Source organism: Clostridium sp. AM58-1XD (genome assembly GCF_003464085.1).
Classification (GTDB): Bacteria; Bacillota; Clostridia; order Lachnospirales; family Lachnospiraceae; genus Lachnoclostridium_A.
This window is the reverse complement of the sequence record NZ_QSDR01000004.1, coordinates 35,194-49,662: the sequence shown is the minus strand read 5'-3', so window position 1 is coordinate 49,662 and position 14,469 is coordinate 35,194. Positions and strand designations below refer to the sequence as shown.

Genomic DNA, 14,469 nt, shown 5'->3' with positions numbered 1-14,469 from the left:
ATGCAGGAGGATTCTCCTTCCATGCTTTCCACGATCCAGACGGCAGCTGTCATGGACAATGCGCCGATTGCAGTCTTCGTCAGCGCCTCAGACAACCGGGAGCTGCTCTACCTAAACCGTCTAGCGAAAGAGTTTGTGAGTACAATGCCTTCGGAGCAGAGGCGTACATGTTACCAGGTGGCAGGCTTTCAGAAGCCATGCCCATTCTGCAGTGCAGGGAAGATGAACAGGACGGAACTGTTTACAAGACAGTACCGCCATCCGGTCAATCAGCGCGTTTATCAGGTCAGCGGAAAATTGATCGAATGGGACGGAAGACCGGCTCAAATTGAGTATATATCGGATATAACGGAAGCACAGGCAAAGGAAATCCAGACGAAAGCTCTCAGCGAGGAGCTTCAGACCACCTTCAGCAGCATTCCTTGCGGGCTCTGCGTTTACCGCTATGACGGCCAACGTATTTATCCCGTGTTCCACAACCATGTTTTTTATGAGGTCATGGGATATTCCGAAGAGCATATTCATTCGGTCGAACAGGAGACGGATTACCTGGGGGTTCATCCGGATGATGTGGCGGCTTTGGAGGGAATCATTCAGGAAGCGATATGCAAAAACAGCATTCTTCATCATGTCTACCGTGTCTGGAATGATAAAAAACAGCAGTACAGTTGGATCCGTTTGGAAGGTTCTGTAAAACCCCAGGAAGACGGTACGAAACTGCTGTACGGCGTTTACAGTGACGTCAGCAGTCAGTACAGGATGGAAGAGTATTTTCAGACGGTCGTCAGGCATCTGCCGGGAGGCGTCGCTGTTGTCCGTTATGGAAAAGACGGAAGAATGGCGACGGAATTTCTGTCTGAAGGATTAGCTGCGATGACAGGTATGACGATGGAAGAAGCATGGGAGACGTACCGGAGCGATGTAATGGCCGGCATCCATCCTGACGATCTGGAGATGGTAAAAAAACAAATGGCTGACTTCATTGCCGGAGGCAGAAGCCAGTGTGAGATTTTATACCGCCTGAAAAAAGGGAACGGCTGTTATCTGTGGGTAAAAAATACGCTTTCTGTGATTCAGAGCGGAAACGGAGAATACAGGCTCTATACCAGTTTTCACGATGTGACCAGGGATCAGGAAATACAGGAACAGCTGCGCAGACAGTATAAGGAGCTGATTCTGCAGCACTATCGAACTATGGATCCGAATGCGCTTGTTGTCGGCCACTGTAATGTGACGAAAAATCAGATATATGAGATCATTGATCATACAGATTCCGATCTGCTGAGAACGTTTGGCACTGTCCGTGAAACATTTTTTACCGGACTCAGCAGCCTTGTAGTAGAAGGTGGAGAGCGCAGAGAATTCCTGAATCGGTATCTGAATGCACCGGCGCTTGCGGCGTTTGAACGGGGAGATACGGAGCAGATCATGAACTGCTTTATGAAACTTCCGAAGGAACAAGCAGGCCGTTATGTACAGTTTAAAATGAGCCTCGTAGAAACTCCGGATACCAGAGACATTACGGGAATACTGACGGTCACCGATGTAACGGAACAGGTTATTTCTGAACGGATTCTGAAGCAGCTTTCGGTAGTCAGCTATGATCTGGTGGCGGATGTGGATCTGAAGAATGATCACTTTACGCTTCTAAACGGGACCCTGGAATGTGGCGATATAGCAGCTGATGAAGGGCGGCATTCCCACAGGATTGCATATATGCTTAAGAACCAGGTGGTTCCAAAAGACCGGGAACAGGTAGCCAGAATGCTGGATCCGGCCTACATAACAGAGCGCCTGGAACGGGACGGTTCCTATTCCTTCCCCTATTCGATTGTAGGGGAAAGCGGCGATATTCTGACGAAAAACCTGACTGTTTCCGCTGTGGACCTGCGGCTGGGGCGCATTTGCCTGGCACGTACGGATATTACCGAATCGGTCAGGGAAGAGCAGGGGCTGCTAAACGTAGTTGCGTATACATTTGAACTACTGGCATTTATTAAAACAGATACGAGTCATCTGACGTTGCATACCCGCCAGACCGTACTGGAAAATCTGCCTCCGTTTGTAATAGAAAACTACGATCGTGCAGTAAAGAGTTTTACAAAAGATTTTGTTCAGAATAAAGACAGAGAATCGATTGAAAAACAGTTCCGGATGGAAACAATGCTTAAGAAGCTGGAGGATTCGCCGTCCGGTTATGATTTCGTCCTCCCATGGAAGGGCGACACCGGCCTACGGTATAAGCAGGTAAATGTACTTTGGGGAGACAGCGGTCATAAAACGATCTGTCTGGTGAGAGCAGATGTGACGGATATGCTGGCGGCGGAGCGGCGTACGAAAGAAGCTCTGGAGAAAGCGCTGGCGCAGGCGGAAGAAGCAAATCAGGCAAAGAGCGATTTCCTGTCATCCATGAGCCATGATATCCGTACACCTATGAATGCGATTATGGGAATGACAGCACTTGCTTCTGCCCACCTGGATAACCGGGAGAAATTGGAGAATTGTCTGCGGAAAATATCGTTTTCGTCCAGACACCTGTTGAGCCTGATTAACGATATCCTGGATATGAGCAAGATTGAACGTTCCAAGATTACTCTGAACCATACGAAAATCGTCCTGTCAAAACTGATGGGGCAGTTGGCCGATATGATGATCCCCCAGGCAGAGGCAGCAGGACTGGAACTTACATTCCTGGAAAAAGGAATTCATCATCCCGGCTTTTATGGGGATTCCCTCAGGATCAATCAGATCATGATTAACATCTTGGGAAATGCGATTAAATTTACTCCGGAAGGCGGAAGGGTAGAATTCACAGCAGAAGAAATTCCGCCCAAGAAGGACCTGGGAAATGCCCGGTATCGTTTTGCCATCAGAGATACGGGAGTGGGTATGGAGGAAGCCTTTCTGACTCACATTTTCGAACCGTTTACCCGGAGCCGCAATGCGGCGTCTGTGGAAGGTACCGGACTGGGACTCAGCATTACAAAGGGACTTGTAGATTTGATGGAAGGTACGATTGCCGTGGAAAGCCGTGTGGGTGAAGGAACCGTGTTCCTGGTGGAACTGGAGGGGGAAGCTGCAGCAGCCGGAGAAAGCACGGCAGAGATGGAGGAAACAGAAACAGTGAATGAGGAAGCAGAAAAACTGCTGGAAGGACGCCGCTTTCTCATCGCTGAGGACAATGCGATTAACTCGGAAATTCTGTGTGAGCTGCTCAATATGTGCGGTGCGCAGTCTGTGGTTAAAACGGATGGTTTCCAGGCAGTAGAGGCATTTTGTACTGCTCTTCCGGGGACGTATGACGCAGTTTGATGGATATACAGATGCCCGGCATGAACGGTTATGAAGCGGCCAGAACGATCCGAATGACAGACCGGGCGGATGCAATGACAATTCCAATCATTGCAATGACGGCCAATGCCTTTACTGAAGATATACAGGCAGCGCTGGAGGCGGGAATGAATGCCCATATTGCAAAACCAATCGATGTGAAACTGCTCTGGAGTACGCTGAACAACGTACTGGGCAGGGCGGATAAGGGCCATACAGGCAGATGACGGCCAAAATGACAGAATGTATTCATGACAAGGCAAAAGAGAAATCATCACTGATGCGAATGATTCTTTTAAAGTTTTTACTATCAACAAAGGAGAGAAAATAATGTCCCATGATAATTTAGCCAATCTGCTGGACTCTTTAACGGGCGTCAGCGTCTTTGTTATTGAGGACAAAACACAGCGTCTGTTATATTACAATCAACGCTGTAAAGACGCCGGCTGCGGCCGCATCGAACTTGGTATGAGATGTCAGGAGATTTGGCCGGCCGGGTTTGTCAGCAGCTTGCTTAAATGTGCGGAGGAAGGTTCTTCCAACCATATGGTACGCTATGCACCTTGGCTGAAATGCAGTCTGAATATTACGGCGGACCGCATTCTATGGGACGGCCGCATACCGGCAGTAGCAGTGACTGTGAGCCTCAGAGAACCGAACCGGCGCAGTCCAAGGAGAATAGTGATATTGGACGAATGTATGCCCAGAGCCTTGTGACGGTCTTCAATGAATGTGTAATTGCCAATCTCACATCTAATTCCTATATTAACTGTCAGAAGGATGGGATGTGGGATGGGATTCCAGTACAGGGCAATTTTGCGGTTGAGAACCTCAGATATGCACAAAAGACGATTCATCCCGATGACCTTGAGACGTTTAACATATATTTTTCCCGTGAGGCTCTGATCAGGCAGTTTGAAAAAGGAAGAACATATATTTCCAGACGTCTGAGGCGCATGGTAGAAGGCGGTGACTACCACATGGTAGAATTTACTGCAGCGAAGATCAGCCGGACAGAGGAAGGGGAATTCTGGTGCGTTCTTGTCTTTCGCGATGTTCAGGATGAATATCTGGCGGAACAGCAGCGGAATATTGAGGTCAGCCAGCTCGCAACGGCTGCCCGGACCGCTTATCAGATGCTGATTGCGGTCAATTTAACCAGGAATACATATCATATGTTGGAATATGGCCGTTTTCCTGTACAGAGGCCTGACGAGGCCGGCAGTTTTGACATGTTGATCGAACAGGAGCTGTCTACCGTACATCCTGATTACCGGGAAGAATTTATTAATAAATTTTCAAGGGAATCCCTTACCGACGTATTTGCCAGAGGAGAGCGGATTATAACGATGGAAGTGCCGCATCTGGGGGTGGATGGGACATATCACTGGCATTTTACACAGGTAGTGGGCGTGGAAAGCCCCTTTACTGATGATCTGATTGAGATCACCTTGTCCAGAAATATCGATGAGGAGCGAAGAATTCAGGAAGAGGCGCTGGAAAAAGAGCGAAAGGCTAAATTGCTGATGGAGGAGACTTTGAAGAAGGCGGAAAAGGCAAGCCAGGCTAAAAGCGATTTCCTTTCGAGGATGAGCCATGATATCCGCACTCCTTTAAACGCGATTATCGGAATGACTGAATTGGCACAGCTGCATTTGGCAAATGAAGAGCGGATGAAGGATTATCTGAGTAAAATTGCCGGTTCGGGAGCCCACCTGCTGGGACTGGTCAACGAGGTGCTGGATGTAAGCAAAATCGAAAGCGGCGCAGTTCAGCTGGCAGAGGACAGATTTGATTTATTCAGTATAATGAGGGAAACGGCAGAGATGGTCCGCCTGTCCATTCAGAACAAGGGACAGGTTTTGACGGTCGATATCGAAGAGGCGCTTCATTCAGAGGTGACGGGTGATGAAAGGCGTCTCAGGCAGGTGCTGGTCAATATTCTTGACAACGCGTCAAAGTATACCGAAAAGGGCGGCCGGATATTTTTCAGGCTCAGGGAACTTAAAAAAGACGAACAGCACATAGGCACATATCAGTTTATAGTCGAGGATGACGGCACCGGAATGAAGCCGGAATATCTCAGGCACATTTTCGAACCATTTAGCAGAGCTGACGAGAGCCGGCTCTGCAAAATTACAGGGACCGGCCTTGGAATGACAATTGTACAGAATATCGTTGCAATGATGGGAGGAGACATTCAGGTGGAGAGTGAGTATGGAAAGGGGTCGCGTTTTACGGTTACCCTTTGTCTGACACAATACAGCGCTTTGGAAAGCGACGTGCTGGCAGAGGAACTTCCAATTAAGGAGTCTTTTCCCGGTATCAGGGTGCTCCTGGCGGAAGATAATGCGATTAACCGGCAGATTGCCACGGAGATGCTTGAGTTGCTGAACGTACAGGTCGAGACTGTGGAAAATGGGCAGGAGGCCGTTGAGGCCGTTTGCCGCCATCCATCATCTTATTACAGTATGGTATTTATGGACATCCAGATGCCTGTCCTCAACGGCTATGATGCCGTAAGGAAAATACGGGATTCGGGGAAACAGGGAATTGAAGCTCTGCCGATTATAGCCATGACGGCTGATGCATTCGCTGAGGATGTGAAGCAGGCGCGCCTGGCGGGGATGAACGGACATCTCCCGAAACCAGTTTCAATCGACCGGTTAAAAAGCGTCCTGACGAAATGTCTGGAATGGAAAAAGGAAAAGCCTTTTGTACAATAGCCGGGCAGATAACATTCAGAGGTTGGAAAAAAACATGCAGCAGGGAGAAGAAGAGTATGATTGCACTGAAAATTGATGATATCAGGACGTTTACGTCACAGCTTTTTGTAAAAGAGACATTTGATTTCTTTCTCGTAAAGGATGCTCAGATTGTGACATTCAACACATTTTCCATAGACGGACGGATTCGTCAGGGATATTATACAGATGAGGAGCTGGAGGAAAACAGGATCGAGGCATTTTCTTACTGGAAAACGCTGCGTCCCGTATGCTATTCGCTTATTAAGGGAAAACGGCTTCCGGAGAGTTTTCATATCGTTCTCAAGCTGGCGCCGGGTGAGGCTGAGAAAGTCGTACGGCGTGCCGGAACTGCTGTCAGGGAAGAGGATGTGGAAGGGCTGTATCTGAACATCCGCTATGAAAACAGGGAGCTGGTCTGTGTAACAGGACTGTCCGTAAATTACTTTACTTTAGATAAGACTCTGGATGTGGAATGGGACAATACGGTCAGGCAGTTTTTTAAATCAAAAGAGATCATATATATGGAGGGGTAGGATAAAAAGATGAATATATACGAGTACATTGTAGTCGGCATAGACGGAGATTACGCGAATCTTAGACGGACGGACGCAGCAGATGAAGAGATTAAAATTGTAGCCCGCGCTCTTCTGCCGGAAGAGACGGATGAAGGGACAAAATTACGGTATGAGATGCTGGAGTATTCCATCATTGAATGAGAAAGTGCGTGAGAAAGAGAGGAGAAAATACAATGAAACATATTAAAATCACATCCGGGAAATATGAGTTTATTGCGCGTCTTGAAGAGGAAAAATCACCGGAGAGCTGTAAATGGCTGCTATCCATGCTGCCGTGGACGGATCAGATGATACACGTGTCATGGAGCGGGAACGCCTGCTTTTTCCGTCTCCAGGAGAGAGCCTTCAGCGTGCCTTTTGAAGATCCGATCAGAATTCCGTCAAAGGGCGAGGTGATTTTATATCCTGGAAATATACCGAGCCTTCAGATGGGTGGAGAACTCTATCTGGCATGGGGACCGAACGCGATCGCCTGCGGAAACGGAAACCTCATGGGAAATCATGTGCTTACGATAGAAGAGGGCCTTGAACAGCTGGCGGAATACGGAAATGAAGTCCATATCGGCGGAGGACAGACGACGACGCTGACGCTGATGGAAGAGTAAACGGGATAAGATTCCCTGATAGAAACAGAAAAAAGAATAAAAAGAGAGTGTTGCAAAAAATAAAATCAGATATGTCTTTGATAGAATTTCGCTCCAGGCAGTGATCGTGTCACTCCTTCTGGCATCAAAGGCGGTATTGATTCTTTTTTGCAACACTCTTTTTCAATTACAGAAAGAGTGAGAACAAAGAGTTCGCTAAAGCGGGGAACAACTACAATGGATCTATTTATCCGTTTACAAAGATCGGAAACTGACATGTGAAATCTGCCGCTACAGAGGGGCAATCATGATTTCCGTATTGTTTTTTTTACAGAATTCTACAAATGAAGCGGGAATATGGGAATCCGTTATTATGGTGTTAACTTCCGAGATGTGACCCATCTGGAGGAAACTGGGAGTACCCAGTTTGCTGCTGTCTATCATAATGACAATTCTCTTGGAGTGTTCCATCACCGTCCGCTTGAGGGAATATTCTGCGGTGCTGGGCGTGGAGAAATATCCGTCTTCCGTGATGCCGTACAGGCCGAGAAAGGCGCAGTCAAAATGCATGGTATGCAGCATATTTTCAGCGAACATGCCTGCGCAGGAATTCGAATTTTTCTGAAGCTCGCCGCCGAGGCAGATCACATGGATATTCGTTCTTGTATTCAGCTCAAGAGCTGTGGATAGCGTATCGGTTACAACGAGCAGATTCTGGTCGTTGGTGAGCAGGCGCGCCAGGCAGTAAACAGTCGTGCTGGAATCGAAAAAAATCTTGGATCCAGCTGTGATCAATGGAAGCGCCATCTGTGCAATTGCTTCCTTTTCAGATGGATGTGACATAATGCGCATTTGATAAGGCCGTTCGGTGACCATGGTATCAGGAGGAGCGATCGCTCCTCCGTGAGAACGGATAGCCATATGATTTTGCTCCAGTTCATTCAGATCGCGGCGGATCGTCATTTCCGTCACATTAAACAGGCGGCAAAGACTGCGGACCTCAACCTTTCCATATTTATTCAACATGCCCTGTATCTGGGCTAATCTTTCGCTTTTTAACATAATATCCCCTTCTTTCTGTTTGAAACGAACAATTTAATTAAACATTATCATACCAGAGATTATAAAAAATGTAAAGTTAAGATGATTTGACTAAAAAATAACAAAAACATCACGAATAAATATTATAAACGAACAATAGATGTCTTGACAAATGAGCAATTTGTGACTAATATAAACATATAATGATCGAATAAACGAACAATATTGGGCAAAATAGAAAAAGGGGATGGAATGAAACACGTTTATCTTACAGCGTTGACACCTGAAAAATTTGCGCCTTATGGAAGAGTTGTTGAACCTTATAAGAACAAAATTACAAAGTCAGGCGAACATTGGAAGTGCTGTTCACCAGTAGACTTCATCACTCTCCAGTCGCCGGTAGGGATCGGAATCGTATATTCGGAAGAACTGCCGGAGAAGATCAGCGCAATGGAACGCCATGTAAGCCGGGAAGAGGTTCTATAGGCGGGGACGGAGGATCTCGTGATGCTTACCGGGCTGCCCTGTATCTGGGAGCAGAAGAGGCAAGACCGGACCCTGAAACGGTAAAGGCATTTCTGATCAAGGCCGGACAGGTCGTCATTATGAGCCGGGGGACATGGCATTCCCCAGCCTTTGCAGTCAGTGGCCAGGCGAAATGCTACTTTATGGTGGAGTGGAAAAAGACCTGATCGATCAGGACGACAGCCCGTGGATTCCATTTGAAGGCGGAGAAGAAATCGCTGTAATCATGGAAATGGCAGGAGGAGCGGATGGAGAGGACAGAGTTTAAGCCTGACATTATTGGAATCGGAGAGTCCGATGTGGATTTATTTCTGAGAGTAAAACGGATGCCGGGAAAGGGAGAAAAAATACGGGCGGAAGAAATCGGAAAGATGCCGGGCCTTTCTGACAGAAGACATCAGGGATACAACAGGAGCGGGGGACAGTTTTAACGGCACGTTTCTGGTCTGTATCGCCAAAGGAATGGAAGCGGAACAGGCCGCAGAATACGGCGCAGCCGCGGCCGCCTTCGTTATACAGAAAGAAGGGGCCAGAACGGGTCAGCCGGATTTAAAGAAAATAGAGGCATTTCTCAGTAAAAAGCCTCAGAAAATATGGTGAGGAAACATGGAAGAAATTAGACAGTTACTGTCGGTCAATGGACAGAAGCAATTTGATGATATTGTAAGTCAGCGGGTGCTGGGAGCCTCCAGGCATATCCATATGATCGGTGATATGTTCCTGGATCTGGCGAAAAAAGCGGAAACGGAGAATATGGAACCAGGTCGCTTGATCGAAGAGATTACACAGGTTGCCGATTATTTTAAGCGGACAAGAGGAGAGGCCAGCTGTGCAGTTACGAATGCAGTGAATGAAATGCTGGTGGGCATGAAGGACATCGAAAAGAAGGCAGGGACGGAAGCGGTATGTACCGTCAGGCAGGCTGTTTTTGCATACAGGGAAAAAGCAGAATGTGATATCCGCATCGTTGTGGATTGCGGCGCACAGCTGGCAAAGGAAATGAGGAAGATTCTTGTATTTGATTATTCCAGTACAGTGAATGCTTTTCTGCAGAAGCTGGACAATCCGGAAGTCGAAGTGTATATACCTGAGAGCCGCAGCATTAACGGAGGTGCGGAATTTGCAAGGACGGCAGTTAGAAAAGGAATGAAAGTGCATTTTATCCCGGATTCGGCCATGATGTATTTTTTGAGGGATTGTGAGGCGGCGTTCTGCGGGGCGGAAACCCTGTTTCCGGACGGCACAGCCTTTAATACCACTGGTTCAGAAATCGTAGGTCTGATCTGCAAAGAGCTTAAAATCCCCTTTTACATACTGACGCCGATGGTGAAGCTGGATATCCGTGGAATCTATGGATATCGCAGAAAGACGGTGACCAATGATCTGAAACAGAGATTTCGATCGGTAGGCCTGACAGAGGAAGAAATGAAAAGTATTGATTTCAGATGTCCCGAACTCCTTCCGATCGACCGGTCCTATATTACGGGTTTCATAACGGAAATGGGAATTATTCCGACGGACAGCCTGTATGAGCAGGCGCTGGAATATCACAGAAAACTGGAAGGAGGCCGCGGGTATGTCTGAAAAAATAAAACTTCCGATGGTGTTGTCCATGATACAGCCGGAGCCTCTTCCTGGAAGCTACCGTCATGAGTCGATGAAGATCGGCGAAATTGCAGACCTGGTACTCAGGGAAGCAGATATGGTGGTTAAAAATGGTTTTGACGGTTTTATACTGCAGAACATGAATGATATGCCTGTGAAGCAGACGGCTCCTGTTGAAGCGGTCGCTTATATGACGGTGATCGGAGAACGCTTAAAAAGAGAGTTTCCAGAAGCTATACTGGGCATCCTTGTTAACTGGGACGGCGTGGCGGCTCTGTCTGTGGCCGACGCCGTAGGCGCTGATTTCGTAAGGGTGGAGCACCTGTTTACAGGCGCGGAGGTTACAAGCGCAGGATTATTGCAGGCACAGTGTTGTGAAATTGCAGCATTGAGGAAGAAAATAAAATCCAGAATTCCTGTATATGCAGATGTATATGAGGTCCACGGCGTTCCGCTGGGTGCAAAAAAAATTGAGGACGCAGCGTGGGAAAGCGTCCATGAAGCATTTGCCGACGGCCTTTTTATGGCTGGAAAAACGTCGGAGGAAAGTATCGCGATGGTGAAGAGAGCCAGGACTCGGACAGGAAGCGTACCGATTTTTCTGGGGGGAGGCGCTACGGGCGACAATATTTGTGAGCTGCTCCAATACTACGACGGCGTCAGCGTAGCTACATGGGTAAAGGACGGCGATATGAAAAATCCGATTAATCCGGATAAAGCGCGGATTTTTATGGAGCAGGTGCAGAAAGCGAAAGAGATGAAACTTGTAAACCAACATACATAAGGAAAAGGAAAGGGAAAGGGAATGATGCTATGAAAATGGTAAAAATGACATCAGGTAAGTTCACATTTATCGCCAGACTGGAAGAGGAAAAGAGTCCTGAGACATGTAAGTGGCTTTTGGAACGGCTGCCATGGGATGCAAAGATGATACAGGTCATCTGGAGCGGAAAAGCCTGCTTTATGCCGCTGGAGGACTGGGCCTACGGCTTGCCGGACGAACACATCATGAGAATCCCATCCAAGGGAGAAGTGATCGTATATCCGGGCGGCGTGCCTCACTTGCAATGGGACGGAGAATTCTTTATGTCCTGCGGACCGTGCAGTATTGCATGCCAGATGGGCCATCTTTACGGCAATCTGGTACTGACGGTTACAGAAGGGCTGGATGATCTGGAAGAGTTTAGCCGAGTCGTACAGATACAGGGGGAACAGACGCTTCACATTGAACTGATGGAAGAGTAAAAAAGGAAATAAATTCAATTGGGAGAAGGAGGGACTATTATGGCAGGAAGTACAGAAAAGAAAAAGATATCCATGACAACACAGATTCTGATTGCCACTATTGGGGGTGTGGTATTCGGCGGAATCGTAGGTCCATGGGCGGGCAATCTGAAGTTTATCGGCGATATCTTTATCCGCATGATCCAGATGTCGGTTGTCATTCTGGTTATGACGGCTGTTGCCGGTTCTGTAGGCAACCAGCAGGGCAAGGGTCTTGGAAGAATGGGATTTAATACTTTTAAGTGGTTTATTATCTTTACCGTGTTCGCAGCTGCTCTGGGATACATGCTCTGCGTTATCATTCAGCCGGGGCTTGGAATTGTGATTGCCAATCCGACGGAGATTACGGAAGTGGCAGAGGCAGGCAGCATTCAGGATACTCTGCTTGGATTTTTCTCTACCAATATCATTTCTTCCATGGCGGCAGGAAGCATGATTCCATGTATTATTTTTGCCCTGTTCTTTGGAGCGGCCTGCAGTATGTATACGGCTTCATCGGGAGACGACATAGTACTGAGATGGCTGAAGGGCGTTAACGGCGTTGTACTGAACATTATTCAAATGGTTATGAAACTGGCTCCGATCGGCGTGTTCTGCCTGCTTGCCAACGTAGCGGGAGCGATCGGATTCAAGGTTATTATTCCAATGATCAAGTTCCTGGCCTGCCTGGCGATCGGCGATCTGATTATGCTGGCCCTTTACATTCCGCTGGCAGGAATCCGCTGCGGCGTTAATCCGCTGATGATGCCTAAGAAGTTCATGAAAATGTCCATGATCGCTTTGACGACCACGTCTTCAGCAATTACCCTGCCAACAAAGATGGAAGACAGCGTAACAAAATTTGGCATCAGCCGCCGCGTATCCGATTTCGTAGGTCCCCTTGCAATGTCCATGAACAGCAACGGAGCAGCCATGTGCAACGTATGCTACATTATGTTTATGAGCCAGGCATGCAACGTGGCGCTGAAACCATCCCAGATCATCATGGGAATCGTGCTGTCCTGTATGCTCTGTATGGGCACAATTACCGTTCCGGGCGGTGCTGTCGTCAGTATGACGTTCCTTGCAACAAGCCTTGGACTGCCTGTAGACGCAATCGCTCTTCTGCTTGGAATCGACTGGTTCTCCGGAATGTTCCGTACGCTTCTGAACGTGGACGCAGATGTGATCGTTGCGATGCTGGTAGCAAATGCAGAGGGCGAATTTGACAAAGATGTTTATAATGGAACGAAAACCGTGGACTACATCGCTTAATGGGAGGATAAGACATGCCGATTAATAAAGAAAGGCTTTTTAACCGATTGCAGGAATTAGGGGAGATCGGAAAGCAGGAAGACGGTATCTACTGCCTGGCACTGTCGGAAGAAGAGAATAAGGCCCATCTGGTATGATTTTTATCCGTTCAAAGGACGGTTTGAGTCATAACGGGGCGGAATACAGCTCTCCGGAAGACTGCGCGGCGGGAACTGCAGTGCTTTACGGAGCGCTTTACAGGCTGGCCCAGGATATGCAGGAATCATAAGGCAGCGATACATAAAAACTATAGTAATAAGAACGCAGTGTTAATTTAAGAGGGGGATTGCAAAACTGAAACTGCAGTCCCTCTTCTTTCATAATTTTATAAAAGGTGCGGGATATGAAATCAGAATTTGATCAAATGCATGATATATGGAAAAAAATCATCTCTTTCGGACCAAGACCCATGGGTTCCTCCGCTCTGAAAAAATGCGGCTTCTTTCTCGAGGAAGAGATGGAAAAAACGGCTGACCGGGCTTTTACCGAGTGCTGGGACATACAGGCATGGAGTACAGGGGGATGGACGCTGGAAATAGAAGGATTTGAAGGTACGAAATCTTACCTCTTCCTCGGCAGCGGACCGTCTGAAGAATTTGAAGGGACGCTCAGGTATCTGGGAAAGAACAGATTGTGGAATATGTATTCCTGGGACAGATACGCGGTTGCAGGCAGGGATGGTGAGACTGAAGCATATGTAACGGTCAGGGGGAATGGCGAGGCCATTCCCCAGATGCTTTTTACAGGAAGAACAGAGCATCCTCATTTTCTTGTGGGACAGGAGGATGGAGAGCGGATGAAAGAAGCTGAGAGCAGAAAAATGAGCGTGCGTGGCTTTGCGAAAGTGGAGTGGAAGCCTGCGCAGTGTCGCAATGTAGTCGGACTTCTGGAAAGTAACCAGAAAAATCAGAAGGAAGAGAAGATCGTGATTTGCGCTCATTATGACACGGTTTATAATACAGCAGGAGCTTATGATAACGCTTCCGGCGTCGCCGTCGTGCTGGAGTTGGGCCGCAGGCTGAAGAAATACAGCCGGAACTGTACGATTGAACTTCTTTTAACGGATGGAGAAGAATATGACCTGACAGGAGCCAGGTACAGAGCCGAAAAATGCAGGGATGAGAAAATCTCCATGGTTTTATGTATTGACGGCGTGGGAAGAGAGCGGATTATGGAGGTGTGGAGCGGACCGGAACCATTGGAAAGAAAGATCAGGGCGTCACTTGATAAGAGCAAAGAATATTTTACTCCCGTCTATATCTGCCCGCCGCCCCCAGGAAGCGATCAGGAAGCATATTATTCCATGGGAATTCCATCATGCATGCTGACCTTCAATGACCAGGGAATTCTCCATTCTCCAAAGGACATTTATGAGAAAGACAAATTGGACAATATGAAGGTCATGGTAAGAATCACGGAGGACCTGCTGGAAAATCTGGGAATTATACATAAAAATGAATGGCAATGAAAGGTGAGGATTTATCA

The 14,469-nt window shown here is 47.6% G+C and carries 17 protein-coding genes and 1 pseudogene; 17 read left to right on the top strand and 1 reads right to left on the bottom strand.

Annotation, left to right across the window (positions count from 1 at the left end; genetic code table 11):
- The 7 genes from DXA13_RS03175 to DXA13_RS03155 all read left to right on the top strand — a co-directional run bounded on the left by DXA13_RS03175 (nt 1) and on the right by DXA13_RS03155 (nt 7,257).
- Nucleotides 1-3,312 (top strand): ATP-binding protein, encoded by a 3,312-nt coding sequence (locus tag DXA13_RS03175; protein ID WP_347559667.1) that lies wholly within the window; start codon nt 1-3, stop codon nt 3,310-3,312.
- Nucleotides 3,312-3,557: a response regulator gene (locus tag DXA13_RS22700; RefSeq protein WP_347559666.1), complete on the top strand. Its 246-nt coding sequence runs from the start codon at nt 3,312-3,314 to the stop codon at nt 3,555-3,557. The genes DXA13_RS03175 and DXA13_RS22700 overlap by 1 nt, the downstream gene beginning before the upstream one ends.
- A gap of 103 nt (nt 3,558-3,660) precedes the next feature.
- Nucleotides 3,661-4,047, top strand: coding sequence for a hypothetical protein (locus DXA13_RS21445; protein ID WP_243008943.1), 387 nt, complete (start codon nt 3,661-3,663; stop codon nt 4,045-4,047).
- A complete protein-coding gene (locus DXA13_RS03170) occupies nt 4,026-6,056 on the top strand; it encodes an ATP-binding protein (RefSeq protein ID WP_243008942.1) in 2,031 nt (676 codons plus the stop codon). Before DXA13_RS21445 ends, DXA13_RS03170 begins: the two co-directional genes overlap by 22 nt.
- A gap of 56 nt (nt 6,057-6,112) precedes the next feature.
- Nucleotides 6,113-6,610, top strand: a complete 498-nt coding sequence (locus tag DXA13_RS03165; protein WP_118241992.1) for a DUF5721 family protein — start codon at nt 6,113-6,115, stop codon at nt 6,608-6,610.
- Nucleotides 6,611-6,619: 9 nt separating this feature from the next.
- The gene (locus tag DXA13_RS03160; RefSeq protein WP_118241898.1) at nt 6,620-6,793 is read left to right on the top strand and encodes a chorismate--pyruvate lyase; all 174 of its coding nucleotides are present in this window, start codon (nt 6,620-6,622) and stop codon (nt 6,791-6,793) included.
- Between the two features lie 32 nt (nt 6,794-6,825).
- Complete coding sequence (locus tag DXA13_RS03155) at nt 6,826-7,257, top strand: DUF3830 family protein (RefSeq protein ID WP_118241897.1); 432 nt, start codon at nt 6,826-6,828, stop codon at nt 7,255-7,257.
- Nucleotides 7,258-7,527: 270 nt separating this feature from the next.
- On the opposite strand, the gene DXA13_RS03150 is transcribed toward DXA13_RS03155, so the two are convergent.
- On the bottom strand, nt 7,528-8,298 hold the full coding sequence (locus tag DXA13_RS03150) for a DeoR/GlpR family DNA-binding transcription regulator (RefSeq protein WP_118241896.1): 771 nt from the start codon (nt 8,296-8,298) through the stop codon (nt 7,528-7,530).
- A 231-nt stretch (nt 8,299-8,529) separates the two neighbouring features.
- On the opposite strand from DXA13_RS03150, the gene DXA13_RS21440 reads away from it, so the two are divergent.
- The 10 genes and pseudogenes from DXA13_RS21440 to DXA13_RS03105 all read left to right on the top strand — a co-directional run bounded on the left by DXA13_RS21440 (nt 8,530) and on the right by DXA13_RS03105 (nt 14,452).
- Nucleotides 8,530-8,763 (top strand): hypothetical protein, encoded by a 234-nt coding sequence (locus DXA13_RS21440; protein ID WP_243008941.1) that lies wholly within the window; start codon nt 8,530-8,532, stop codon nt 8,761-8,763.
- A gap of 172 nt (nt 8,764-8,935) precedes the next feature.
- Entirely contained in the window at nt 8,936-9,070 is a 135-nt protein-coding gene (locus DXA13_RS22300) for a hypothetical protein (protein WP_278287021.1), read from the top strand.
- Nucleotides 9,051-9,233, top strand: a complete 183-nt coding sequence (locus DXA13_RS03140; RefSeq protein ID WP_118241894.1) for a hypothetical protein — start codon at nt 9,051-9,053, stop codon at nt 9,231-9,233. Before DXA13_RS22300 ends, DXA13_RS03140 begins: the two co-directional genes overlap by 20 nt.
- A gap of 175 nt (nt 9,234-9,408) precedes the next feature.
- A complete protein-coding gene (locus DXA13_RS03130) occupies nt 9,409-10,386 on the top strand; it encodes a hypothetical protein (protein ID WP_118241892.1) in 978 nt (325 codons plus the stop codon).
- A complete protein-coding gene (locus DXA13_RS03125) occupies nt 10,379-11,191 on the top strand; it encodes a BtpA/SgcQ family protein (RefSeq protein WP_118241891.1) in 813 nt (270 codons plus the stop codon). Before DXA13_RS03130 ends, DXA13_RS03125 begins: the two co-directional genes overlap by 8 nt.
- Nucleotides 11,192-11,220: 29 nt before the next feature.
- Nucleotides 11,221-11,652, top strand: coding sequence for a DUF3830 family protein (locus DXA13_RS03120; protein WP_118241890.1), 432 nt, complete (start codon nt 11,221-11,223; stop codon nt 11,650-11,652).
- Between the two features lie 39 nt (nt 11,653-11,691).
- Nucleotides 11,692-12,945: a dicarboxylate/amino acid:cation symporter gene (locus tag DXA13_RS03115; RefSeq protein ID WP_118241889.1), complete on the top strand. Its 1,254-nt coding sequence runs from the start codon at nt 11,692-11,694 to the stop codon at nt 12,943-12,945.
- A gap of 14 nt (nt 12,946-12,959) precedes the next feature.
- On the top strand, nt 12,960-13,082 hold the full coding sequence (locus DXA13_RS22295; protein WP_278287020.1) for a hypothetical protein: 123 nt from the start codon (nt 12,960-12,962) through the stop codon (nt 13,080-13,082).
- Nucleotides 13,070-13,213, top strand: a pseudogene (locus tag DXA13_RS03110) (Zn-dependent hydrolase); the annotation flags it as partial. The gene DXA13_RS22295 and the pseudogene DXA13_RS03110, both read left to right, overlap by 13 nt.
- Before the next feature lie 114 nt (nt 13,214-13,327).
- On the top strand, nt 13,328-14,452 hold the full coding sequence (locus DXA13_RS03105; protein ID WP_118241888.1) for a M28 family peptidase: 1,125 nt from the start codon (nt 13,328-13,330) through the stop codon (nt 14,450-14,452).
- The last annotated feature ends 17 nt before the right edge of the window (nt 14,453-14,469 follow it).

Excerpts from the sequence above, each read along its gene's own strand:
- DXA13_RS22700 (WP_347559666.1), top strand. The coding sequence starts at position 3,312 with ATGGATATACAGATGCCCGGCATGAACGGTTATGAAGCGGCCAGAACG.
- DXA13_RS03125 (WP_118241891.1), top strand. The coding sequence starts at position 10,379 with ATGTCTGAAAAAATAAAACTTCCGATGGTGTTGTCCATGATACAGCCG.
- DXA13_RS21445 (WP_243008943.1), top strand. The coding sequence starts at position 3,661 with ATGTCCCATGATAATTTAGCCAATCTGCTGGACTCTTTAACGGGCGTC.
- DXA13_RS03160 (WP_118241898.1), top strand. The coding sequence starts at position 6,620 with ATGAATATATACGAGTACATTGTAGTCGGCATAGACGGAGATTACGCG.
- DXA13_RS03165 (WP_118241992.1), top strand. The coding sequence starts at position 6,113 with ATGATTGCACTGAAAATTGATGATATCAGGACGTTTACGTCACAGCTT.
- DXA13_RS03150 (WP_118241896.1), bottom strand. The coding sequence starts at position 8,298 with ATGTTAAAAAGCGAAAGATTAGCCCAGATACAGGGCATGTTGAATAAA.
- DXA13_RS22300 (WP_278287021.1), top strand. The coding sequence starts at position 8,936 with ATGCTACTTTATGGTGGAGTGGAAAAAGACCTGATCGATCAGGACGAC.
- DXA13_RS03170 (WP_243008942.1), top strand. The coding sequence starts at position 4,026 with ATGTATGCCCAGAGCCTTGTGACGGTCTTCAATGAATGTGTAATTGCC.
- DXA13_RS03115 (WP_118241889.1), top strand. The coding sequence starts at position 11,692 with ATGGCAGGAAGTACAGAAAAGAAAAAGATATCCATGACAACACAGATT.
- DXA13_RS22295 (WP_278287020.1), top strand. The coding sequence starts at position 12,960 with ATGCCGATTAATAAAGAAAGGCTTTTTAACCGATTGCAGGAATTAGGG.
- DXA13_RS03155 (WP_118241897.1), top strand. The coding sequence starts at position 6,826 with ATGAAACATATTAAAATCACATCCGGGAAATATGAGTTTATTGCGCGT.
- DXA13_RS03175 (WP_347559667.1), top strand. The coding sequence starts at position 1 with ATGCAGGAGGATTCTCCTTCCATGCTTTCCACGATCCAGACGGCAGCT.
- DXA13_RS03120 (WP_118241890.1), top strand. The coding sequence starts at position 11,221 with ATGAAAATGGTAAAAATGACATCAGGTAAGTTCACATTTATCGCCAGA.
- DXA13_RS03130 (WP_118241892.1), top strand. The coding sequence starts at position 9,409 with ATGGAAGAAATTAGACAGTTACTGTCGGTCAATGGACAGAAGCAATTT.
- DXA13_RS03105 (WP_118241888.1), top strand. The coding sequence starts at position 13,328 with ATGAAATCAGAATTTGATCAAATGCATGATATATGGAAAAAAATCATC.
- DXA13_RS21440 (WP_243008941.1), top strand. The coding sequence starts at position 8,530 with ATGAAACACGTTTATCTTACAGCGTTGACACCTGAAAAATTTGCGCCT.
- DXA13_RS03140 (WP_118241894.1), top strand. The coding sequence starts at position 9,051 with ATGGAGAGGACAGAGTTTAAGCCTGACATTATTGGAATCGGAGAGTCC.